A 23,575-nucleotide genomic window follows, 5' to 3' on the forward strand; every position below is an offset into this window, starting at 1 on the left:
CAGCCCGTCACCCTTCCTATCATCATATGATGATAGGCGACCCACGGTTTTCGCGGCAGTTTCATCTGCGGCGCCTGATGCTATCCCGCTTACGAGAGCGACGCCGCAATTCGTCTGCCGAGGGATGGCCCATCGGCAAGGGGCATGATGATGCTTGGAAGCGTTGTCCGTGGTTCACAATCTTTTGAGAGCCTGCTGAGCCGGGACGAAACTACCGTGCTTGGCGGCGAGCAGGTGGCCATCCTCGCGACCTGCAAGAGAACGCCCAATACGCTAGCATGTTCGACTGGACGATCCCCGCCGGGCAATCGCGTCGAAACGCGCAGATTGAGATCGAACGCGCCCAAATTCATGGCGCCAATATCCGGCATACAATCATTCAATTTCCCCGAGTCAGATCACAGCCCTAGCAATGGGAGCGGCGCTACAGCTGCTTCGATCGAATGTCTCCGCTGCGCGCCGTGTTCGCGGTTCCGGTCGCGGGGCTTGTCAGCGCAGCAGTCCACCAATCCCGTTTGTCTTGAGGTATAAGACGATGAGAACCATGGCCAGCACGAAGGGGATCGGCGCCATCGCCGTGCTGCTGATCGTTGGCGGACTGGGCATGGCGCTGCCTGCCCGGGCGGCGGACGTGGAAGGCAGTTCCGATCACCCGCTGGTCGGACGCTACGACGGCTCCGAGATCGTCGGCTACGACGTCACGGAATACGATGAGGCAAACCTCGTCGAAGGTCCTTTCTCGCCGACGAGCACCAATGGCGGCACCGGCTTCAAGACGGTCGAGGGCCACATCACGCTCATCTACTACGCGCTGCCGCAAGGCCGTTCGACGCTCGAGGTGCTCCGCAACTACGAGGATAGCCTGAAGTCAAAGGGCTTCTCGGAGGTCTTCACCTGCGCCACCAAGAACGGGTCCTGCTTCGAATCCGGTCAGCCGGAGGGTGGATATCTGCTCGGCCAGGCCGTCGGCGATCCGCTCAGTCTGCCAAAACTTTCGGACGATTACGTGCACAACTGGTTCCAGCAAGGTGGGCGCTATCTTCTCGCCCGGCTCGACCGCCCGGAGGGCGCGGTCTACGCGGCTCTCTATCTTGGCGAAAGCAGCAGCGGCAACGTCGCCGTCGTCCGGGTCGTCGAGACGAAGGAGATGGAAACCGGCAAGATCCGGGTGGTCACTGCAAAGGAGATCGGCTCGGCGCTCTCCGACACCGGAAAGATTGCGATCTATGGGATATTGTTCGACTTCGACAAGGACGTCATCAAGCCCGAGTCCAAGCCGACGCTCGACGAGATCGCGCAGCTACTGACGTCGGAGCCAGACCTGAAGCTGCGTGTCGTCGGCCACACCGACGACCAGGGCGGCGCGGACTACAACCTCGATCTGTCCCGACGGCGCGCTGCCAGCGTCGTTGCGGCGCTCGTCTCCCAATATGGCATCGCCGCCGATCGCCTCGCATCGGATGGCGCCGGCATGACGGAGCCGGTCGCCTCCAACGATACCGAAGAAGGACGCGCCAAAAACCGCCGCGTCGAACTACAGCGGGACGACCTGAGTGGTGGTGCGCCTGGCGGAAGCGGAGGCGCTCGAGCCAGTTCCGGCGATGCTGGTTAGGCAGGACAAGGCACGTGGCAACAGACGAGAAGGACCGTCAAATGGCTACCAAAGAATGCCGGACCGGGGCCGGCGGGTTCCAGTTCATTCTCTTGAGCATAGCTGCCCTGCTCGGTTTGAGCTGGCCGGCTTTAGCTGCCTCGGAAGTTCGCGAGATCGCGCCGATCGGCGCGTCGGGTCCTAAGCGGATTTATCTGCCGTCGCTAAAGAGCGAGATGGAGGCGCTCGTCGAGGCCGCGCAAAACGGCGGCATTTTCCTGAGCCACGGGTCGGTCCAGGGCAATGCCATCCAGATCAACAAGGTCGATAGCTTGAATGTCGACTTCGTGCCAGGGTCGGGCACAAGCACCGGCCACAAGCTCAAGACATTCAGGCCGGTCGGCGGCGGCGATGCCCCACCGGTGGACGAGACCGGGGGAGGCGGCACGCCTGAGACACCGGCGGATATGGGTGGCATGCCGCCGATGCAGCAGGCAGAAGGCACTTGCGGTAGTGGCAATGCAGTGGCGACGGTGGTGATCAACCAGCCGGGCCTCGACAAACTGAACGTGCGCAGCGGCCCTGGCGGCCAGGTGATCGGCACCGTGGCGGAAGGCGACACGGTGTCCGTCATCGGCCCGTGCGGCGCGATTAGCGGGGCGGCCGGCATCACCAAGCGGAAGACGCAGCAAGGCGGCGGAGGTGGCGGCGCCGGTGGCTGGTGCCAGATCAGCGCGCCGGTGCACGGTTGCGTCTCTGCCCAGTTTCTTGCGTTTGGCGGCGGTGACGTTGGCCAACCCGGCGGTGCGGCCGGGATCGTGAGGTCGAAGGGCAAGCACCAGGCATCGGCGTCTGCGACGGCGAGCTTCGGCGGAAGCTGGAGCGCCATTGCCGACAACGTCGCCTACAGCCTCTCGCTGAAGCAGAAGGGCAACAGCGTCTCCGGCAACTACCAGGGCTCCGACGGCAGCGCCGGAACGATAAGCGGCAAGATGAACGGCAATCTCCTGCGCTTCTCGTGGGTGCAGCGCGACGGCACCAAAGGGAGCGGCAAGTTCATGCTCGCCGACGACGGCCGGTCGTTCGACGGCAGCTACAGCTTCGGCAGCAATCCCGATGCTGTCGAGGGAAGCTGGAGCGGGACCCGGCAATGATCGCGGGGATCTGATGTTTTCGTCGGACGCAGCTTCAACACGTACCCGCAGGAGTTGGGCCATGTCTTTCGGGCGGATGGCGCGCCGCTTCTGCGGGCTTCTCACGATATTGATGCTGATGTCTCTTCCCCAGCCGGACCCGGCGCATGCCAGCGACTGCACCTCTTTCTCAGGCGTCTGCGTGGATGAGCGCCTGACGTTCAACGGAAACTCCCGCATCCTCGAGATCACCCTGTGGCCAGATGGAAATACTGACGTCTTTAACGTAATCGTGCCCGGACAACCCCAGACGGAATGGAAAACGGGTTCAGTTCTAAGGCTAGCGGTTCAGCCGGATGGCACGGTGACCTATTCGGCACAGGGTTGCTTCGGCGGCAAATATGGACTCTCGTCGAGTTGCGGGAATTGGCGCCAGGTCACGCGGCGATTCCCGCCGCTCGTTACTGCCAATACCGGCAGAAACAGGGGAGACTCGACCTTATCAACTGCCGAAACGGGTGTCGATCGACCGGGCCACGATTACGACCGGTTCGATTTGGAGGCCACAATCGCAGGCTTCGGATCCTGCAAGTCGGCGTGCGAGTCCGACGCGAACTGCAAGGCTTGGACTTACGTCAAGGCGGGCATTCAAGGTCCGAAAGCAATATGCTGGCTGAAATCGGCTGTGCCACCGCCAACGCCGAACGGCTGTTGCGTCTCGGGTGCGAAGGCGCAGACAGCCTCGGCACCTCAGCCACCGCCGGAGAAGCCCATCAAGCACACCGGCAGGGGCAACGCGTGTGTCGCCTACGGCGATCGCATGTCAGCCATTGCCGGCGAGGCGCGCGGTCTTGGCTGCAAATTCGTCCAGATCGCCCCTTGGAACAATCCCCACGACTATTGGCTGCTGCGATGCGTGGCGCATTCCGGTGACGGTGTCGCCGATTCCGAGGAGGCCAGGTTCAAGCAGCGATTGAATGACTGTAAGAGCGGCGGTGGAGATAGCGCCGCCGCGGCAGATGGGGGTGGTGACCGGGCCGACAACTCCTGCGGCGGTGGGACGGCGACGGTGGTGATCAACCAGCCGGGGCTGGACAAGCTCAACGTGCGCAATGGTCCCGACGGCCAGGTGACCGGCACGGTTCCGGAAGGCCAGGCTGTGTCGGTGACCGGTCCGTGCGGCGGGACAGGCGGCGCTGCAGGTATCATCGCAAACAAGCCAAGCGGCGGCGATGGCTGGTGCCGGATCAGCGCGCCGGTGTCCGGCTGCGTCTCAGCCCGGTTTCTGAAGTTCGGCGGCGGGGCAGCCGGCTTTGCCAAGAGCGCGGCTGGATTCGCCAAGCCGAAAGAAAAGCAGGCATCGGCGTCTGCAGCGGCCGGCTTCGGCGGAAGCTGGAGCGCCAATGCCGACAACGTCGCCTACGACCTCTCGCTGCAGCAGAACGGCAACGGCGTCTCCGGCCGCTACCGGGGCGATGACGGCAGCGCCGGGCAGATCAACGGCAAGGTGAGCGGCAACGTGCTGCGCTTCTCCTGGGTCCAGAAGGACGGCACCCGAGGCAGCGGCAAGTTCACGCTCGCCGCTGACGGCCAGTCGTTCGCGGGCAGCTACAATTTCGGCAACAACCCCGACGCCGTGGAGGGCTCCTGGAATGGGACGCGGCAATAGGCAAGGGAGCGCATGATCGTGACGGTTAACACCATCAGTCGATTCCTGCCGCCATTGGCAATGTTTGGCGTTCTCCTGCTGCCGGACGAGACGCTCGCCGCCGCCCTCAAGCTCACATGTGGGCGCGCCGATGTCATGAACCCTAAGTGGAGTCTGCCGATGACGTTTGCGTACGCAGGCGGCGACGCCGGCCCGGTTACGGTCAGCGGGCCTTTCGGCGACTTTTCGATCGCTGTTAAGCGCTCCTCCACGTCAATCCAGGGTGAGGCCGGCGAGGCCCTCGACGGCACCGCCAATGTCCGCGTCAAGCTGCCAACTCTCGCCGATCTTGAAGCATGCATCGAGCAAATCCGCGATCCGGCGTCGAAGCCGGACGACAAGGACGCGTTCCTCAACGCGCGCGACGCGTGCCTGCAGAAGCTCGATCCGGCGCCGGGAGGCGCCGATGTCGTGGCGGGACTGAGGATCGGGTTGCTCGCCGACGAGGGCGATTCGAGCGGCGAGGACGGCTTTGTGGATCTCAGGCTCAGATACGAGGGGGAAAGTCGGGCGCCGGACGGGGCGATGACCGTCGAGCCTCTTCCAGCCCAATGCCTTTTGGAAAAGTGACGCCATCTGGGGAAGAGGCGAAGAGGGGAGCTTCGCCCCACGACACATGGCTGGATTTCCGCTGCGGTTATCAACACAACAATTCAACCGATCTTGGAGTGCATCATGCCTCTCATGTCAGTTCTGCGGACATCGGTCGTCGGTCTTGTGATCATGTCATGCGCAGTAATCGCCACCTCGGCGTCCGCTCGCGACCGTCCGGGAACGCCGACAGACCCGCAAATATATGGAGGGTTGGGGCTTGGCATTACCGTGATATGGAAAAATACGGCGGGAACCGTTTTTACAATCGGCGGAGTGCGTCCCGAATTGGTCGGCTTCGAAGTTGAGATGACCAAAAATGGTAACAAGTATGCGCCACGGAGGTCGGCATTACCTCGGGAGGTTGGAGCCAATTGGAACGCTTACTCCTTCGATTACCACACGACGCCCAACCAGCTGCCGACCAGCCCAATCAACATGGTCGGCTTCAAGATCGAAGATGTAGAGCCAAATACCACATACTGTTTCAGAGTCAGGGCACGAAGGAAATCCGACCAGGTTGTTTCGGCGAATTGGTCGGGCACATCCTGTGTCACTACGGGGACACCGCCGCCGCCGCCGGAGAAGCCCATCAAGCATACCTGCCGGGCCGGGGATCAGGGAGCGTGCTCGACTTCGTCTGGCGAAATCCCGTGGGGGACAGTTTGCGTTCGTTATGCGATGGCAGCCGTTAAGGCCGAGAAGGAAAACAGCAGTCGCGGCTGTGGTGGCACCGGCTCACGATGGACTTCGAGCGGGGAGGATCACGTCAAGTGGTGCATGAGTCACAAGGACGACATGCGGCTTCTGGACATGGAAGCCAAGGCGCGATCCGATGTGCTGGCCGCTTGTGGCAGCGGCACCGGCAATGCAGGTGGCGGTGGTGACCAGACCGGCGGCTCCTGCGGCGGGGGGACAGCGACGGTGGTGATCAACCAGCCGGGGCTGGACAAGCTCAACGTGCGCAATGGTCCCGATGGCCAGGTGACCGGCACGGTCCCGGAAGGCCAGGCTGTGTCGGTGACCGGTCCGTGCGGCGGGACAGGCGGCGCTGCAGGTATCATCGCAAACAAGCCAAGCGGCGGCGATGGCTGGTGCCGGATCAGCGCGCCGGTGTCCGGCTGCGTCTCAGCCCGGTTTCTGAAGTTCGGCGGCGGGGCAGCCGGCTTTGCCAAGAGCGCGGCTGGATTCGCCAAGCCGAAAGAAAAGCAGGCATCGGCGTCTGCAGCGGCCGGCTTCGGCGGAAGCTGGAGCGCCAATGCCGACAACGTCGCCTACGACCTCTCGCTGCAGCAGAACGGCAACGGCGTCTCCGGCCGCTACCGGGGCGATGACGGCAGCGCCGGGCAGATCAACGGCAAGGTGAGCGGCAACGTGCTGCGCTTCTCCTGGGTCCAGAAGGACGGCACCCGAGGCAGCGGCAAGTTCACGCTCGCCGCTGACGGCCAGTCGTTCGCAGGCAGCTACAATTTTGGCAACAACCCCGACGCGGTCGAGGGCAACTGGAACGGAACGCGGCAGTAGCCGCATTGCAAGCGAGGTCGAAATCATGAGAACGCTTCAAGCAATCGCAGTGATGCTCTGCATCGGTCCGCTCGCGAGTTCACCCGCCCTGGCCAGCAGTTATGATGGGAGCCGCAATGACGACCAGGCGACAATTGCTGCTGCCTCGTTGCCGGGACTGGTACCGGCCGGATCGACGGCGGCGAGCGCCGTTCGGGCGATCGAGGTGGCGTGGGACTGCCCGCCAGGCTATGTTGCCGGCCGGTACTATCGTTCTTGCGTGCCGGATCGCCGATTGCCGAATCCGACGTTGACACCGAACGCGGAGCAATTGCCCAGCGCAGTGCAACGCAGGACTTTCACGTGCTCTGAAGCCGGTCTGATGCCCGGCGGAGACGCCGGCGCTGTCAATGGAGAGAAGTGCCTGTCGTCCGGGGTTCCACTCCCGGACAGGCAGCGCGTTCGCACTTTCTTGCACCGACGATGGCTTCGGGGAAATGGCACCGGCATAAGCAGTGCCCGGCAATGACTGGCGCGAAAGCGTCGTCGGGGAGCGCCGGCCGCGTTCCTAAGTCGAGTTCCCTTTTCACAGCTAGCGCGCCGCGATCCCTTCGCGGCCTGGCGGAGTCTCTGGACGGAGAAATTCCAAATGTCATCCCTGAAAGTCGCTCGGCCGCTCCCGGCAGTCCTGTTTGCTATCGCGCTCGTCACCGCCGGGGAGGCGGTCGCGGCCGAGGGGCCGTACAGCACCCCGGTGATACGAGCCGCCACCTTCGGCTGCACGTTCAGCAACGGCCAGTTGATCTGCGGCACCCTCGAGAAGCACAGGCGTACCGACGGGCAGCAGGGTGGTAATGAGGGTGACGGAACCGAACGTGAGCCGCCCTGCCTTCCTGGAGGCGCCGCAGGATTGACCAAGTCCCGCAAGCCCTGCGACGCGCGGGCGGGTCTTGCTGCAAGAAGAAGAAAAAAGACGTCGACATCGGAAACGAGGGCGAGCGCTCATGCCCGCCCGGCTATGTGGTCCTGAAGGAGAAGAACAAATACGGCGCGTTCTGCGAACCGAAGGAAGGATTTCCCGCTCAGGCTGACCAAGGTGGCGCAGTCCCTGCGCCCGCCGCGCTTCAAAACGTTTGCTGCAAGCCAGGCGAAGGAGGCCCCCTACGTTTGTTCCAGCGACAGCACTCCACCTGAGGCGGAGGCATCGATTCGGTCTTCATTGCAGAAGCTATTTCCAGAGGGCCACGTCACCTGCGCCCCCGAGAGAGCCCAAGGAGGTATCCCTCCAGGCTTCTAAGGCTGTCGGACGCTCGGCAAGCAACTGGCCGCCGCGGTCTCGGCAACCCCTTGGTCGAACGGAGAATTCCAATGTCACTCTCGAAAATCGCTCCGCCGCTTCTGCCTGTGCTGCTTGGTATCGCTGTCGTCGCCGCCCGCGGAAGCGGGTGCTTCGGAGGGGCCATTCAGCGCCCGGTGCTGCAAGCCGCTAGCGATCTTGCTGCTTTGTCTCTTTGGGAAAGGGTAGGGTGATGTGGGATTTCTCGGTCAGCAAATCCGTGGCGATCATGCTCAGGACATGGCCGTTCATCCTTTTCCGCATGGTCGTCTATTTCGCCATGACGCTCGCCTACATCTCTGCGGCGGGCACAGGCGCTGGCATCGGCTGGGGCGTCGGCCACATCTTCGCCGACGGCGGGCCAGAAGGAACGGCCTTCTATGGCGGCATCATCGGTTTCGCGCTGGTTTCCATCGCGATCTACTGGATCCGCGAATACATCCTCTATGTGCTGAAGGCTGGCCACATCGCTGTCATGGTGCACCTGATGGACGGCCGCGACGTGCCGGGCGGCCAGGGACAGATCGCCTATGCGAAAGCGGTCGTCCGGCAGCGCTTCCCCGAGGCCAACTTCCTTTTCGTCGTCGACCAGTTGGTGAAGGGGGCGATCCGCGCCGTCACAGGTCTGCTCGGCGGCATCGCCGCCTTCCTGCCGGGGTTGGACGGGCTGGTGCGCTTCGCCAATACAGTAATCCGCATCTCGCTGACCTATGTCGACGAAATCATCCTTGGCTACAACATCCGCATCGACTCGTCCTCGCCCTTCGAGACCGCCCGCCAAGGCGTTGTGCTCTACGCCCAGAACGGCACGAAGATGTTGAAAAACGCGGTGTGGCTGGCGCTGATCCTGTGGGGCGTCACCTTCGTCATCTTCCTGCTCATGCTGGCGCCCGCGGGTGCGGTCGTCTATCTCATGCCGGGCCAGTTCAGCGGCTGGAGCTTTGTGCTGGCCATCGTCCTCGCCTGGGCGCTCAAGGCGGCTTTTGTGGAGCCCTTCGCCATCGCCTCGCTGATGCAGGTCTATTTGAAGACGATCGAGGGCCAAGTGCCGAACCCGGAATGGGACCACAGGCTCTCCGAAGCGTCGCGCCAGTTCCGCGAGTTGAAGAACAAGGCGATGTCGTCTTTCGGCGAAAGGCCGGCAGGGGCAGCGCCGCAGCCGAGCATATGAAAGGGGATCGACGTCTTGCTGGCATCTGTCGGCGGCATCGCCTTCGGCCACGATCTTCTGTCGCAGGGCCCGCAAGGACAAAGATCGCGAGACGCTACCATCATGCGGATCATCGGCGGCGTTCTCTGCTAGCGCTCGGGTAATCTCAGTTGAGGTCATTGGCTGGGGCCTAGCCCGCTTCGCGTACTTGCCTTCGACAGGCAGGAGTAGACCGAGGTACTTCCTCGTCCCCATGCATTGATCGCAGCCGACCCCTCTTCATCCGAGGAAGAGAGTGCCCGTCGCAGGCGACTGACCGGCGAGACCACAAGGTCACCAGCAGCTCGAATACAATCGGATCTAGCCGGAACGGCTGCTTTCTGACGAATCCGTCCGAAAGCAGCCCGCCAAGTGCCGGCCCCTGAGCGGTAGTGTCCTGCGACGTTTCTTTCTCGGCCAATCAAGGCCGAGGAGAACTCACATGGGCCATTCTCAATTTGATGATGCTAGTCGCGAGCGCGCAGCTTGGAATGCCGGAAAGACGGTGGGAACCAAACGGCCGCTCACCCAGAAACAGATGTGGGCAATTCGCTTTCCTCGCCAAACTGGAGGCTCAAAAACACGTCGCCGTCTCCACAGACCGCAGCTGAGCACCGCGAGTGTGCGGCGCCCCACATGGGCGCCGCAGGTCTGTCTGAGAGTCAGCGAATAGCAAGTTAGACGAACCGACCGACAACCCAATCGATGAACAGGCGGACGCGCGGGGAGAGCTGCCGACTGCGGGGGTAGAGGACAGAGACCTGCCCGCTGGAGAGGGGGTAGTCGTGCAGTACGCGCTCCAGCCGCCCGGATTCAAGGTATGGCTCAACGTGGAAGAGGGGCATTTGGGCCAAGCCGAGCCCAAGCAGGACGCCATCGAGGAAGCTCTCTGTGCCGGTGACGGTTAGGGGGGCGGGAAGTTCGATTGCGGTCGTACCGTCCCGGCGCTCGAACTCGAACGGGGCCAGCGTGCCGGTGGTGATGGATCGCAGGCCGACCATCTGGTGGCCGGCCAGTTCATCGAGTGAGCCAGGCCGCCCGAAACGGTCCAGATAGGCCGGCGAAGCGCAAGTGATGCGCGGCAGTTGCGCGATCGTTCGTGTGACCAGGTCGCTGTCGGGCGACGCGCCGTATCGCAGCACGCAATCGACGCCCTCGCGCACGACATCGACCCAGCGGTCGCTTTCGCTCATCGCGATCTCGATGCCGGGATAGCGGGCCATGAAGTCCGGGATGCCAGGCATGACGAAGTGGCGGGCAAGGGTGCCCTGTACCTCGACACGAAGCATGCCCCTGGGAACTGCGCCCCTGAACGCGCCCTCGGCGTCCTCGATGTCGTCGAGGATGGCGAGGCAACGCCGATAATAGGCTTCGCCGTCCAGCGTTGGTCGCACGGTCCTGGTCGTGCGCTGCAGGAGCCGGACACCTAGGCGTTCCTCAAGCTGACGGATCACCTGGGTGGCGGTCGACCGCGGGATGCTGAGGTCGTGCGCGGCATCCGTGAAGCTGCGGCGTTCAACCACGCGCGTGAACAAGCGCATTGCGCCCAGGCGGTCCATTGTTTGTTCTGTCAGAACAGTGTTGCTGTTTTGAGGTAGATTATCTCGTTCTCTCGGAATGGCAAATAGCACTCATCGCTCAACGACGAGCGTCCAAACGGAGAACTGAAATGAATACGGACAACACCAAAGTCGCGATCGTCACCGGCGCTTCGCGCGGGATCGGTGCGGCGATCGCGACGCGCCTCGCCAAGGATGGCTTCACCGTCGTGATCAACTATGCCGGCAGCGCCGGAGAGGCCGACGCCCTGATCGAGGCCATCGAGGCCAAGGGCGGACATGCGATCTCGGCGCAGGCCGATGTCAGCGATCCGACCGCGGTCGCCCGCATGTTCGACGCGGCCCAGGCGGCATTCGGCGGCATCGACGTGCTGGTGAACAACGCCGGCATCATGAAGCTGGCGACGGTCGCCGACAGTGACGACGCGCTCTTCGATCGGCAGGTCGCGATCAATCTGAAGGGGACCTTCAACACCCTGCGCGAGGCCGCAAAGCGCCTTCGCGAGGGCGGCCGGATCGTCAACCTGTCGTCCAGCGTCGTGGGTCTCCACCAGCCGACCTATGCGGCCTATGCCGCGACGAAGGCGGGCGTCGAGGCCATGACGCATGTGCTCTCGAAGGAGCTGCGCGGCCGCAACATCACGGTCAACGCCATCGCCCCGGGGCCGACGGCCACGGCGCTGTTCCTCGACGGCAAGCCGCAGGCCGTCATCGATCAGCTCACCAAGCTCGCGCCGCTGGAGCGGCTGGGGCAGCCGGAAGACATCGCCGCGGCGGTCGCGTTCCTCGCCGGCCCGGACGGCGGCTGGATCAACGGCCAGGTGCTGCGCGCCAACGGCGGAATCATCTGATCCCGCGCTCAACTCAACCCCGACAAGGAAAGGAATTCGTCATGACCAAGAAGATCGTTCTCATCACCGGCGCGTCGAGCGGCTTCGGCCGGCTGACCGCCGAGTCGCTCGCCCGTGCCGGGTATACCGTCTACGCCTCGATGCGCGATGTTGCCGGCAAGAACGCTAAGAATGCCGCCGACATGGTCGCCATGCCGCACACCGACATTCGCCCGATCGAGCTCGACGTGCAGTCGGAGGACTCGGCCAACGCCGCCGTCGCGAAGATCATCGCCGAAAGCGGCCGGATCGACGTGCTGGTCCACAACGCCGGCCACATGATGTACGGCCCGGCCGAGAGCTTCACGCCCGATCAGTTCGCCCAGCAATACGACGTCAATGTGCTCGGCACTCAGCGCGTCAACCGCGCGGTCCTGCCGCACATGCGCAAGGCCAGGAGCGGCCTCCTGGTTTGGGTGTCGAGCTCGAGCGTCGCCGGCGGCACGCCGCCTTACCTCTCGCCCTATTTTGCGGCGAAGGCGGCCATGGACACGCTCGCCGTCCAGTATGCCCGCGAGCTGGCCCGCTTCGGCATCGAGACTTCGATCATCGTGCCGGGCGCCTTCACCAAAGGCACCAATCATTTCGCCAACGCCGGCAGCCCCGCCGACAAGGACCGTCTCGCCGAGTACGAGAATGACGGCCCCTACAAGGGGTTCGGCGAGCGGGTGCAGAAGGCCTTCGCCAATATCGTGCCCGACAACGCCGACGTGCAAGGCGTGGCCGATGCGATCGTCGACATCGTCGACACGCCGTTCGGCAAGCGCCCGTTCCGGGTCACCTATGACCCGACCCAGGATGGGGCCGATGTGAGCTTCGCGGTCATCGACCGTATCCGCGCCGAGATGCTGCATCGGGTCGGTCTGTCCGATCTGCTGCACCCCGCGGCCTGAGACGGGAGACAAGACGATGTTTGTAGTGACTGGAATTACAGGCCAGGTCGGCGGTGCGGTGGCAGAGCAATTGCTCGCCACCGGCCAGCCGGTTCGAGCGGTCGTTCGTGACGCTCAGCGCGGAGCAGCCTGGGCGGAGCGCGGGTGCAATATCGCGATCGTGCCCAACGCGTCGGACGCCGCCGCGCTCGGAGCCGCCCTGGAGGGCGCCAAGGGCGTGTTCCTCATGAATCCGCCGAACTACGATCGCGAGCCGGGCTTTCCGGACACAAGCCGGGTCGCTGCGGCCTTTGCGGAGGCGCTGGAGAGAAGCCGGCCGGGTCGAGCGGTCTTTCTGTCGACCGTCGGCGCGCAGATCGAGCGTTTCAACCTGCTCAACGATGGCGGGATCGTCGAACAGGCCTTGCGCGGCGTCCCGGTTCCGGTGGCCTTCCTGCGACCGGCCTGGTTTCTCGAAAATGCGGCTTGGGACGTGCCGGACGCTCGTAAGGGGCGCATCCATAGCTTCCTTCAGCCCTTGGATCACGGCATCGACATGGTTGCGGTGCGCGACATCGGCGCCGTGGCGGCGGACCTGCTGGGCCAGACATGGCAGGGCGCTCGGACCGTCGAGCTGCGCGGTCCCGGCAAGGTCAGCGCGCAGGATATTGCGGACGCCTTCAGCCGAGCCCTCGGCACGGACGTCGCCATCGATGCTGTCCCGCGCGACACCTGGGAAGCGCGATTCCGGAACGAGGGGATGAAGCATTCCGAAGGGCGGATGGCGATGCTCGACGGGTTCAACAACGACTGGATCGTGTTCGAGGGCGGCTCCGCAGAGCAGCGCACCGGGATGACCTCGCTCGACGATGTGGTCCGCGCGCTCGTCGAGCGGCGCTGACGGAAAGGAGAAGTAAGATGGCAAGAGTCTTCATCACCGGATCTTCAGAGGGCCTCGGCCTGATGGCGGGTCAGCTCCTTGTGGAGCAAGGCCATCAGGTGGTCCTTCACGCGCGCAATGCGCAACGCGCCGATGTCGCTCTCAGAGGGCTCCCCGGTGCGGAAGCGGTCCTCCAGGGCGACGTCGCGACAATCGCGGGCACGCGCGCGCTCGCTGAGAGCGCCAACAGGCTGGGCCGGTTCGACGCCGTGATCCACAATGTCGGGATCGGCTACCGGGAGCCGCGACGGGTCGAGACGGAGGATGGCCTGCCGCACGTCTTCGCGATCAACGTAATGGCGCCCTATCTCCTGACTGCGCTGATGGAGCGTCCATCCCGTCTCGTCTATCTGAGTTCCGGCATGCACCACCATGCCAGCGCCAATCTGGACGATATGCTTTGGACGCAGCGTCGTTGGGATGGGTCCACGGCCTATGCGGAGAGTAAGTTGCTCGACGTCCTACTCGCCTTCGCGGTCGCTCGCCGGTGGCCGGACGTGGTGTCGAATGCGCTCGAACCGGGCTGGGTGCCGACCCGAATGGGTGGGCCGGGCGCGCCGGACGACATGGACAAGGCGCATCGAACGCAAGCGTGGCTCGCCGTCAGCGACGATGCCGCTGCGCGCGCCACCGGTGAATATTTCTATCATCAGCGCCACCGCGTCGCGAACCCCGAGGCCTCCGACGTCGCTCTTCAAGATCGCCTTCTGCGGAGATGCGGAGAGTTGTCGGGTGTCGATTTCCCGGCCTGACGCGCGGGTTTCGCTGCGATCAGCTTGGGACAGCCCGACGGGTTGCGGTGGGTTGCTTCGGCGAGCCAATTAGCAAGCTTTTTGAAGGGAAGCTTGGATGCGGCGTCGTGTTCGACGGAGATTTCTCTCCGTCGTAGAGCCGACTAAGATGGACGCTGACGGTACTTTATCCGGCTCTCGTGCGTCATTCATCGACAGGGAAAACACAGTTCTAATGTCGATAGTTGGCGATAGACCGCGATTGGTGGTTCGGACCAATTCCTGAGCAAAATCGGTAGCGTCGTTTTCTGACGGGCTCGAAGACGGTACTAATTGCGCTGAAAAATATTTTCATACGGAAAATCAGATGGTTAGCTTGGCCCCGAATAATCGAGTGGGAGTAGAGGAACGGCGACAATAGCGTAATTTCGGCAGCGATTTTCGCTGCCGAGCGCGTTGCCTTCCTGTCCATATCTGGCTCCTAGTTCGGCTAACGATCTCCATCTCTGATCCGGCAGACGCGATCTGCGCCCACATCCCGGATCAAGTAAAGTGCTTTCGAATGGCGGGAGCACTATGGCGTAGAACGGGTGCGTAAAGGCGTGTCCGCTTTGCGCCTCAGTTTCAGCCATTCGAAGTAGCCAGTCGCCCCCCAAAACCGGACGTTTATAGCTTCATTGTCGCGTTTGGGGCTGAAGTCTTGTGGCTGCAGGCTTCCGGTCGATGAGCGCCGGCACCCAATTTGATTGGAATTGCGGACTGGGCGATAATGCCAATGCGCACCTGCATCGGGTGGAAATCGATGGGCAGTGACTACCGCGTGCAGCAAAGGGTGGCCCGATGACGACGGCGACGGCCGATCAGGTCTTTCGGTTTGGCGGGTTCACGCTCGACCTTGCCATGGGTACGCTGCGCGGCGTCGGCGAGCCGCTGTTCCTGCGACCGAAAGCCTATGCGTTGCTTTCCCATCTCGCGCGCAACATGGGCCGTGTCGTGCCCAAATCAGAACTGATGGACGTCGTCTGGCCGGGCGTCTACGTCACGGAGGATTCGCTGACCCAGTCGGTGCGCGAAATCCGCAAGGTTCTGGGCGACGACATGGTCCGCACCGTCTCCAAGCGCGGTTATATGCTGGCCGCGGAGGCCGAGGCGGCGCCCGAGATCAGCACCCAGCCGATCGTAGCCGTGGTGCGCTTCCGCAATGAGAGCGGCGACCCGGCCGACGAGGCGATGGTCGACGGCTTCGCCGAGGACCTGATCAACGGCGTCGCGCGCTTCGGCACGGTCACGGTGCTGGCACGCAATTCCAGCTTCTCCTTCACATCGTTCGGCCGCGCCGAGTGGCCGCAGATCCGCGCCCGCATCGGCGCCGACTATCTCGTCGAAGGCTCGCTGCGCCGCCAGGGCGAGCATGTCGTGGTCGCCGTCAGCCTGGTCGACATCGCCACCGCCAGCCAGCTCTGGGGCGACCGTTTTCAGTCGCAGGGGGAAGGGCTGTTCGCGATAGAGCGCGAGATCGTCGAGCAGATCGTCAGCCGGCTGGTCACGCGCGTCGCCAATGCCGGGCTGGAGCAGGCATCACGCAAGCCGGTCACCAGCCTTGCCGCCTATGAGCTTCTGCTGCGCGGCTTTGCCATGCTGCGCGATCCCGCCCAGACCGACCAGCGAGGCGCCGAAGCCCTGTTCGAGGCGGCGATCGCGAAGGATCCGAACTACGGGCTGGCCTATACCTATCTCGCTCTCGTGCGGTCCTTGGACGGGGAATTCGGGCGCGCGAGCGACGCGGTTCTGGAAAGTGCGCGCGACCTTGCCGACAAGGGCCTGGCGCTGTCGCCGGACCAGCCGACGGGACATCGCGTGCAGTCGCTGATCCGCCTCTATATGCGCGACCACGAGGCAGCCGAGCATCACATGCGCATCGCGCTGCAGCTGAATCCTTACGATGCCGATAGCATCGAGCAGATGGGCATGCTGCTCACCATGCGCGGGCGGCCGCTGGAGGCGCTGACCTGGCTGGCGCGCGGCATCCGCATCGATCCCTTGCACCCGCACTGGTACCAGTTCGACCGCGCGCTGGCGCTCTATATGATGGGGGAATACCGGCAGGCGGCCGACGCGCTGGAATTGGCGACGCGGCCGGCCCCGTGGATCCGCACGCGGCTGGCGGCCTGCTATGCCCAGATGGGCGAGATGGAGAAGGCGAAGCGGCAGATCGCCCTCATCGAGGAGGGCGATCCGTTCTCGCCGCTCGATTATGCGTTGCGCGGCGTGCCGTTCGAGAACCGGGCCGATGCCGAGCATCTCGCCGAAGGCGTCAGGCTTGCCCTCGGCGAGACTATATCCGGGGCCGATCAATCGGCCACGACCACGATGTAGCGGCCCTGATAGGCACGATAGTAGGTGCCGCCGCAGCGCCAGACGTCGAAGCCGTTGACCTTCTTGCGGACGCAGCCGGCAGGCAGCGTGGCGACCCAGGCGGTGGTGTGCCGCAGCACGCGCCAGGTGGTCGTGCGGCGGGCGACGCCGGCGGCGCTGCGCGGCGTCCAAGGCGCGCCGATGCGGGCCTCAGCGGCGCTGACCAGCGACAGCGCCGGCACGGCGCTGCTGACGATCTCGACGGTGGTGAGTGCCAAGGCAAGCAGGGCTGCCGCGGAGCGGTATTTCTTCAAGGATTTCATGGACACTTCCGTTTCTCCAGATGTTGGGTTGAAGTCTAGTGGGAGGATGCAGCGGAAAGCCGGGCCGAACCCGCCAGTGCCGCCAGGTGAGCAACCACGAACAGAAAGTGCGCCGCGGTTGTGACGTAGCCGACGACGAGCACGTCGGCGGCGATGAAGAACTGCCAGAACAGCAGATTTGCCGTTCCGAGCAGTACATGCACGGCAGCCAGCACGGCGTGCCAGTTGCGGGAGTAGGCGATGCGCCAGAGCGCCACGCCAACGATCAGCGCAAGCCCGTGCGCCTCGATGAAGCCGATGCCGGTGCCGGGCGCATCGCCGAGCAGGATCGCTTCCGGGCCGCGCCCGAAGAAGGAGCCGGCGATATCGGTGAAGAGCCCGCCCGCCGAGGCCAGCATCAGGAAGCCGGCGTTGAAGCGAACAAGCAGATTTCCGTAGAAGGGGGGCATAGCCGTTTCCTTTCAGGTTGGGGGTTGCCACGGCGGTGCTGCCGCCGTGACAACTCGGGTTGGGTAGTAGGCTCAGGCCGCTATTGCCTCCGGTTCGGCAGCGACTGTCGCCTGGTCGGCCGCAGCGATGGTCTCAGCCGGCGCCTTGATGCCGAACCAGGTGACGTAGAGCGTCGGCAGGAAGACCAGCGTCAGCACGGTGGCCACCATCAGCCCGCCCATCACGGCGTAAGCCATCGGTCCCCAGAACACCGTCGGTGCGATCGGGATCATGCCGAGGATGGCTGCCGCCGCCGTAAGCAGGATGGGCCGCAGCCGATGCGTGGTGGCGCTGATCACCGCGGCCCAAGGCTCTTCGCCGGAGGCAATGTGCTGGTCGATCTGCGCGATCAGGATGACCGAGTTGCGGATCACCATGCCGATCAGCGACATCACGCCGAGGATCGCGACGAAGCCCATCGGTGCGCCGGAGATGAGCAGCGCGCCGGCGACGCCGATGATGGCTAGCGGAGCGGTGAGCAGCACCAGCACCAGGCGCTGGAAGCTCATCAGCTGGATCATCAGCACCGTCGCCATGATGAACAGCATCAGCGGGAAGACCACGAAGATGCTGGCCTGCGCCTTGGCGCTGTCCTCGATCACGCCGCCCTGTTCGACGCTGTAGCGCGCCGGCAACTCCGCCTTGAAGGTGGCGATCGCCTTCTCCAGCCGCTTCGAGACGACGGTGGCGTTCTCGCCGGGCGCGACGTCGGCCTGGACGGTCACGGTCGGCAGCCGGCCGCGGCGCCAGATCAGCGGCGGCTCGGTCTGGTAGCTGAGCTTCGCCACCTGTTCGAGGGGCACACGCCGTCCACCCGAAGCGCTGATCGTCAGGCCGCGCAGCGTGTCGATGCTGGCGCGTTCCGAATCCACGGCGCGGGCGACGATGTCGACAAGGTAGGTGTCGTCGCGCATCTGCGTGATCGTCGAGCCCGACAGCACTGCGTTGATCGTCTCCGAAAGCTGCTGCGAGGAGATGCCCAGCGCACGCGCCCGGTCCTGGTCGACCTCGACCTTGATGACCTTGGCCGGCTCGTTCCAGTCGTAGTTGATGTTGCGTACCGCTGCGTCGCTGCCGAGCACTTGCGCGAACTGCTGCGCGAGGCTCCGCGTCTTGTCCGGGTCCGGACCCGAGACGCGGAACTTCAGCGGCCAGCCGACCGGCGGGCCAAGCTCCAGCGGCGTGACGCGGGCCATGACATCGTCGAAGCCGGTCGAAAGCTCCTTCTCCAGGCGGTCGATGACCGCTTGGCGCACGGCGTGGCCCTTGGTGACCACCACCGCCTGGGCGAAGAAGTCGTTGGCGAGCTGTGCGTCGAGCGGCAAGTAGAAGCGCACCGCGCCCTGGCCGACATAGAAGCTCCAATGGTCGATGTCGGGATCGGAAGCGAGCAGCTTCTCGACGCGCTCCACCACGGCATCCGTCGCCTTGATCGAAGCGGTGCGCGGCAACGTGAGGTCGAGCATGACCTCAGGCCGGTCGGACTTCGGGAAGAACTCCTGGCCGACGAAGCCCATCGCCACGACCGAAAGCGCGAACAGCCCGGCGGTCGCCGACAGCACAAGCCATTTTGCCCGCATCGCCATTTCAAGCATCGCCTGAAAGCCGCGGGCGATGCGCGACGGCTGATGGCTGCCGCCATGGCCCTTGATGCGGTCGGGCAAAAGGAAGACGCCGGTGAGCGGGGTGAACAGCACCGCCACCACCCAGGAGACGACGAGCGCGATGGCGACCACCGCGAACAGCGAGAAGCAGTATTCGCCGGCGCCGCTCTTGGCGAAGCCGACCGGCACGAAGCCGGCGATCGTCACCACCGTGCCGGTCAGCATCGGGAAGGCGGTCGACGTATAGGCATAGGTGGCGGCCGAGATCTTGTCGTAGCCTTCCTCCATGCGAGCAATCATCATCTCGACCGCGATCATGGCGTCGTCGACCAGGAGGCCGAGCGCGATGATCAGCGCGCCGAGCGAGATGCGCTGCAAGGAGATGCCGAAATACTCCATGGTGACGAAGGTGATCGCCAGAACCAGCGGGATGGCGACCGCCACGACGACGCCGGGACGCCAGCCGAGGGCCAGGAGTGAGACGGCAAGCACGATGGCGATCGCTTCGCCGAGGCTCTTGGTGAACTCGCCGACGGATTCTTCGACGACATGCGACTGGTCCGCGACCAGACCGAGCTCGACGCCGAGCGGCAGCTCGGCTTCCATCTCATGCTTCTTCTCCTTGACGTTCTCGCCCAGCGCCAGCGCGTCGCCGCCCGCCGTCATCGACACCGCGATGCCGACGGCAGGCTTGCCGTTGAAGCGGAACATCGGCTGCGGCGGGTCGGAATAGGCGCGCTTGACGTCAGCGACGTCGCCCAGGCGGAAGTAATGGCCGTTGGCGTAGAAGTTGATCGCCTTCAGGCTCTCTTCCGAGGTGAAGGAACCCGAAACGCGAATGGCTATGCGCTCCGGGCCTGCGTCGACGGTGCCGCTTGGCGTCAGCGCGTTCTGCGCCTGCAGCGCCTGCGTCAGCATGCCGACATCGAGGCCGAGGGCCGCGACCTTCTGCGTGGAGAATTCGAGATAGATTTTCTCGTCCTGCTGGCCGATCAGGTCGACCTTGGCGACGTCCTTCACGGTGAGCAGGCCGGCGCGCAGGCTGCTGGCCATATCCTTCAGTTCGCGATGGCTGAGGCTGTCGGAGGTGAGCGCGTAGATCAGCGAATAGGTGTCGCCGAACTCGTCGTTGAAGAACGGACCCTGCACGCCGGATGGCAGTGTCGGCTTGATGTCGTTGAGCTTCTTGCGCACCTGGTACCAGAGCGGCTGCACCTGATCGTCGGCAACCGTGTCCTTCAGGTTGACGAAGACCACGGATTCGCCGGGCTTGGTGTAGCTCTTGACGTAGTCGAGGTCGGGCAGCTCCTCGAGCTTCTTCTCGATGCGGTCGGTGATCTGCTCGACCGTCTCGCTGGTGCTGGCGCCCGGCCACAGCGTCTTCACCACCATAGTCTTGATGGTGAAGGGCGGGTCCTCCTCGCGGCCGAGGCCGCGATAGGCATAGAGGCCGGCAAGGGCGGCCGCGATCATCAGGTAGACGATGAAGCTGCGGTGGCGCAGCGCCCATTCGGAAAGATTGAAGCTGGTCATGACAAATCCCTCTCAGCGCGCGCGAAGGCGCGTTCCGCCGGCTTCCGCCGGCTGGCCAAAACAAATGACGGTTGGGTTCAACTCAGCGCCCGCTATTTGGCGGGCGCTGTCGTTGGTCAGGCCAGGCTGTGCATGGTGCCGGGCACGCGGTACGGCGCGCGCTCCGCCGTCCTCGGCCTGATGGCGAGACCGGCGAGATAGCGCTGGAAGCCGGCCGCCTCCTGTACAGGCGAGGCCAGCGCGACATGGCCGTCCGGTCTCACCAGATAGGCGGCGTCGCGCTCCAGGCCGGCTTTCCCCGCGCTCTCCGACCAGCCGAAGGCATGAACCGGAATGCCGGTCGACGCCAACATCGCCCGGAACTCGGCGTTCACCTCGCCATAGACATGCACCTGCCAGTCGAGCGAGCGCAGCGGCTCGAAATTGTCGCTGCCTAGTGTCGGCACATAGGGCAGGCGGTCGCCCCCGCTCACCTTGCCGGCCGTGCCCGAACTGATCGGGCTGGCCCGGTACTGGATCGCCGCCTGCGAGATGAGCCCGAAGAAGGCGCGCGAGCCGATCGAGGTGTGCAGTGCGATGTTCAGGATCTTCGGCATCGCATAGCGCCGGAACAGGCCGATGAGCAGTGAGCGGCTGGTGATGAAACGAAAAGCCGTATCCGTGCTCTCGATCAACTTGTGAGCAAAGGCGATACGCTCCGGCTCGTAGCTGTCGAGCAAGCGGGCATCGGCCCGGCCTTGCACGACGGCGGCCAGCTTCCAGGCGAGGTTCACCGCGTCGCCCATGCCGGTGTTCATGCCCTGGCCGCCGGCCGGGCTGTGGATGTGACCGGCATCGCCGCAGAGGAAGACGCGGCCGACGCGAAAATTCTCGGCGACACGGTGGTGGACGCGGTAGGTCGAGAACCAATTGACCTCGTCCACGGTGACGCCGGTGTCGCGCTCGACATCGGCGCGGATCGCCTCGAAGCTGATGGTCTCGTCCGCCTCATGCGCCTTCGGCACGATGCCGATCAGCCGGATCGAGCCCGACTGCCTCACCGGCATGACGATGGCGAAACCATAGATGCTGATCGTCGTGTCCATGCCATTGCGGGTGATCTCGCCCCGGCCTTTCACGTCGGCGACATAGAAGGATTGCTCATAGGCGCCGCCGGGAAAGCCGATGTTCAGCTCGTGTCGCACCGTGCTGTGGGCACCGTCGCAACCGGCGAGGTAATCGGCGACGACGGTTTCGGTCTTGCCCTGTTTGCTCAGTGTCGCAATGACGGCGTGGCCCTTGTCCTGGAAAGCGACTAGCTCGATGCCGCGCTCGACCTCGACGCCGGCGCGTTCCAGATGCGTGATCAGCACGCGTTCGTGGATGTCCTGGGGTAGCGCGAAGGCGAAGGAATAGGGGCTGATGCCGCGGCCGAAATCCGACAGCGGCAACCGCGCTGCGACTCCAGCCGGCGTGTGCACGGTGAGCTGCTCGATCTTCACGCCCGCGGCAAGCACGTCATCGACGATGCCGATCTGGCGGTGGAACTCCAACGTGCGCGCCTGGACGGCCAGCGCCCTGGAGGTTTCGCCGGGAGCGGCGGCCTTGTCGAAAATGCGCACCGGGACGCCGAGCTTGGTCAGCCAGAGCGCGAGCGTCAGCCCGGTCGGGCCGGCGCCGGCGATGAGGACCTTGGTGTTAGCAATGGTCATTTTTCTTCTCCCTCAACGATACGGACTTTTTCGTGTTCCCGCAGCCGGTTTACGCCGGCGGTGACGACCCGGTCGCCCCTGGCGAGCCCGTCGCTGACGACGACGCGGTCGGTCTCGTAGCGGGCAACGGTGACGGGTTTGAGCTCGACGGCCGACGCGGCGCTGACGACCCAGACGGCCGGCTGGCCGTCCTTATCGAACAGCGCCCTGCCCGGCAGCAACACCACCGGCGCGCTGGCGATCTCGGCCCGGCCGGCGACACTTGCGCCGAAGCGCATCTCGTCCGGCGCATTCTCGAGCGAGACCTTGACCTGGAAAGTGCGGGTGGCGGCATCGGCCATCGGCGCGATTTCGCGCACCGGGCCGATCGCGGTGACCGCCGGGTTGCTGAGCAGAGAGACCGTCACCCTCGGCGGATGCCGCGTATCGGGCGTGTTGGCAAAGGCGGCTTCCGCGATCGAGAACACCGCGTCGCGGCTCTTCGGGTCGGCGACGCGCGCCACCATTTGGCCGACATTGACGGACTGGCCGGCTTCGGCGCCGGTGGCGGTAACTATGCCGTCGAACTCAGCCCGAAGCTCGGTGTAACCGAGTTGGTCCTTGGCCATGGCGAAGGCGATGTTCGCCGATTTCAGCTTCGCTTCGGCCGAGCGCAAATTCTTCAGCGTCGCATCGTGGTTGGCGCGGGTGGTGAACCCCCTGGCGAGCAGGGCGCCGATGCGTGCCTCGGCAGCCCTGGCTTCGACCAGCACCGCCTCGGCCGCTGCAACGTCGGCGTCGGCGCTGGCAAGCTGGTTGCGATAATCCTGGTCGTCGATGCGGGCCAGGACCTCGCCCTTCTTCACCATCGCGCCGATCTCGCCGATGCGCTGGATGAGCTTGCCGGAAACGCGAAAGCCGAGATCGCTCTCCAGCCGCGGCTTGATCTCACCGATCGCGACGCGAATCTCGGCGTTGCTGGTCGGCGAGACCGCGACAGCCTTGACGAGCTTCGTCTCGGGAGTCGCCGGCGCCGCGTTCGATGCCTCGCTTCTCGCACCATGCCAGACTATGGCGGCGCCGCAGGCCAGGGCGGCGATCGAGCCGGCGACGAGGCGGCGCCTGAGCGGCTTGTTATCAAAGAGTGCGGCAATCATGTTGTCTCCATGCGCAAGGGTGCGGCCGCGCTTGGGAGGACGCGGCAGGCTGAAAATCGTGCCGGCTGCGGGAGAAAACGGTGTTTCGGCTCTCTCATGCGCCGGCCAGAACGTTTTGCGATTTCGGCGGCGCGAAATCCCGAACGGTTTCTGAAGATTTTCCGATGTTTTGCCGATGACGAGTTCGGAGCGCTATTGAGGTGAAGGCTGTCGGCTATTTAGCCAGATCATCCCTCAAGCCGACGTTCCTCTTTCGGCCCCAAAGCGGTCGCGCTAACGCCCTTGGTCAACATGTATTCATAGCCCTTTTGGAGGATAGGAAAGAGCCACCGACCGCATTGAAAACTACTCCTCTTCCTGATCCTTAGGTTCGCCCGACCATACGAGATTATACGAAGGAT

17 protein-coding genes are annotated in these 23,575 nt (G+C 64.3%); 11 read left to right on the plus strand and 6 right to left on the minus strand.

The features are described from left to right. Nucleotides 1-544: 544 nt before the first annotated feature. The 6 genes from QAZ47_RS14945 (at nucleotide 545) to QAZ47_RS14970 (ending at nucleotide 9,033) form a co-directional block, all read left to right on the plus strand. A complete protein-coding gene (locus QAZ47_RS14945) occupies nucleotides 545-1,612 on the plus strand; it encodes an OmpA family protein (RefSeq protein ID WP_278207523.1) in 1,068 nt (355 codons plus the stop codon). Nucleotides 1,613-1,827: 215 nt separating this feature from the next. Next, entirely contained in the window at nucleotides 1,828-2,745 is a 918-nt protein-coding gene (locus QAZ47_RS14950; protein WP_278207525.1) for a hypothetical protein, read from the plus strand. Between the two features lie 61 nt (nucleotides 2,746-2,806). Further along, nucleotides 2,807-4,393 (plus strand): PAN domain-containing protein, encoded by a 1,587-nt coding sequence (locus QAZ47_RS14955; RefSeq protein WP_278207526.1) that lies wholly within the window; start codon nucleotides 2,807-2,809, stop codon nucleotides 4,391-4,393. A gap of 12 nt (nucleotides 4,394-4,405) precedes the next feature. After that, nucleotides 4,406-5,002 (plus strand): hypothetical protein, encoded by a 597-nt coding sequence (locus tag QAZ47_RS14960; RefSeq protein ID WP_278207527.1) that lies wholly within the window; start codon nucleotides 4,406-4,408, stop codon nucleotides 5,000-5,002. 105 nt (nucleotides 5,003-5,107) lie between these two features. Further along, nucleotides 5,108-6,547: a hypothetical protein gene (locus tag QAZ47_RS14965; RefSeq protein ID WP_278207528.1), complete on the plus strand. Its 1,440-nt coding sequence runs from the start codon at nucleotides 5,108-5,110 to the stop codon at nucleotides 6,545-6,547. Nucleotides 6,548-8,055: 1,508 nt separating this feature from the next. Next, complete coding sequence (locus QAZ47_RS14970) at nucleotides 8,056-9,033, plus strand: hypothetical protein (RefSeq protein ID WP_278207529.1); 978 nt, start codon at nucleotides 8,056-8,058, stop codon at nucleotides 9,031-9,033. Nucleotides 9,034-9,728: 695 nt separating this feature from the next. Here the strand turns inward: QAZ47_RS14970 and QAZ47_RS14975 are convergent. Then, nucleotides 9,729-10,610: a LysR family transcriptional regulator gene (locus tag QAZ47_RS14975; RefSeq protein ID WP_278207530.1), complete on the minus strand. Its 882-nt coding sequence runs from the start codon at nucleotides 10,608-10,610 to the stop codon at nucleotides 9,729-9,731. Nucleotides 10,611-10,720: 110 nt separating this feature from the next. Between QAZ47_RS14975 and QAZ47_RS14980 the strand changes: the two genes are divergently transcribed. The 5 genes from QAZ47_RS14980 (at nucleotide 10,721) to QAZ47_RS15000 (ending at nucleotide 16,419) form a co-directional block, all read left to right on the plus strand. Then, complete coding sequence (locus QAZ47_RS14980) at nucleotides 10,721-11,461, plus strand: SDR family oxidoreductase (protein ID WP_278207531.1); 741 nt, start codon at nucleotides 10,721-10,723, stop codon at nucleotides 11,459-11,461. A gap of 41 nt (nucleotides 11,462-11,502) precedes the next feature. Beyond that, the gene (locus QAZ47_RS14985) at nucleotides 11,503-12,393 is read left to right on the plus strand and encodes an SDR family oxidoreductase (protein WP_278207532.1); all 891 of its coding nucleotides are present in this window, start codon (nucleotides 11,503-11,505) and stop codon (nucleotides 12,391-12,393) included. 70 nt (nucleotides 12,394-12,463) lie between these two features. Then, nucleotides 12,464-13,273, plus strand: coding sequence for an NmrA family NAD(P)-binding protein (locus tag QAZ47_RS14990; protein WP_278233631.1), 810 nt, complete (start codon nucleotides 12,464-12,466; stop codon nucleotides 13,271-13,273). 17 nt (nucleotides 13,274-13,290) lie between these two features. Continuing rightward, nucleotides 13,291-14,064 (plus strand): SDR family NAD(P)-dependent oxidoreductase, encoded by a 774-nt coding sequence (locus tag QAZ47_RS14995; RefSeq protein WP_278207535.1) that lies wholly within the window; start codon nucleotides 13,291-13,293, stop codon nucleotides 14,062-14,064. An 819-nt stretch (nucleotides 14,065-14,883) separates the two neighbouring features. Next, a complete protein-coding gene (locus QAZ47_RS15000) occupies nucleotides 14,884-16,419 on the plus strand; it encodes a winged helix-turn-helix domain-containing protein (RefSeq protein WP_278207536.1) in 1,536 nt (511 codons plus the stop codon). Here QAZ47_RS15000 and QAZ47_RS15005 read toward each other — a convergent pair. The 5 genes from QAZ47_RS15005 to QAZ47_RS15025 all read right to left on the minus strand — a co-directional run bounded on the left by QAZ47_RS15005 (nucleotide 16,395) and on the right by QAZ47_RS15025 (nucleotide 23,174). Next, nucleotides 16,395-16,721 (minus strand): hypothetical protein, encoded by a 327-nt coding sequence (locus QAZ47_RS15005; protein WP_278233632.1) that lies wholly within the window; start codon nucleotides 16,719-16,721, stop codon nucleotides 16,395-16,397. The genes QAZ47_RS15000 and QAZ47_RS15005 overlap by 25 nt on opposite strands. Before the next feature lie 35 nt (nucleotides 16,722-16,756). Then, on the minus strand, nucleotides 16,757-17,170 hold the full coding sequence (locus QAZ47_RS15010) for a hypothetical protein (RefSeq protein WP_278207538.1): 414 nt from the start codon (nucleotides 17,168-17,170) through the stop codon (nucleotides 16,757-16,759). Nucleotides 17,171-17,242: 72 nt separating this feature from the next. Then, the gene (locus QAZ47_RS15015) at nucleotides 17,243-20,347 is read right to left on the minus strand and encodes an efflux RND transporter permease subunit (RefSeq protein ID WP_278207539.1); all 3,105 of its coding nucleotides are present in this window, start codon (nucleotides 20,345-20,347) and stop codon (nucleotides 17,243-17,245) included. A 116-nt stretch (nucleotides 20,348-20,463) separates the two neighbouring features. Beyond that, entirely contained in the window at nucleotides 20,464-22,038 is a 1,575-nt protein-coding gene (locus QAZ47_RS15020) for an FAD-dependent monooxygenase (RefSeq protein WP_278207540.1), read from the minus strand. Further along, entirely contained in the window at nucleotides 22,035-23,174 is a 1,140-nt protein-coding gene (locus QAZ47_RS15025; protein ID WP_278207541.1) for an efflux RND transporter periplasmic adaptor subunit, read from the minus strand. The genes QAZ47_RS15020 and QAZ47_RS15025 overlap by 4 nt, the downstream gene beginning before the upstream one ends. Between the last annotated feature and the right edge of the window lie 401 nt (nucleotides 23,175-23,575).

It is taken from the genome of Mesorhizobium sp. WSM4904 (genome assembly GCF_029674545.1).
Classification (GTDB): domain Bacteria; phylum Pseudomonadota; class Alphaproteobacteria; order Rhizobiales; family Rhizobiaceae; genus Mesorhizobium.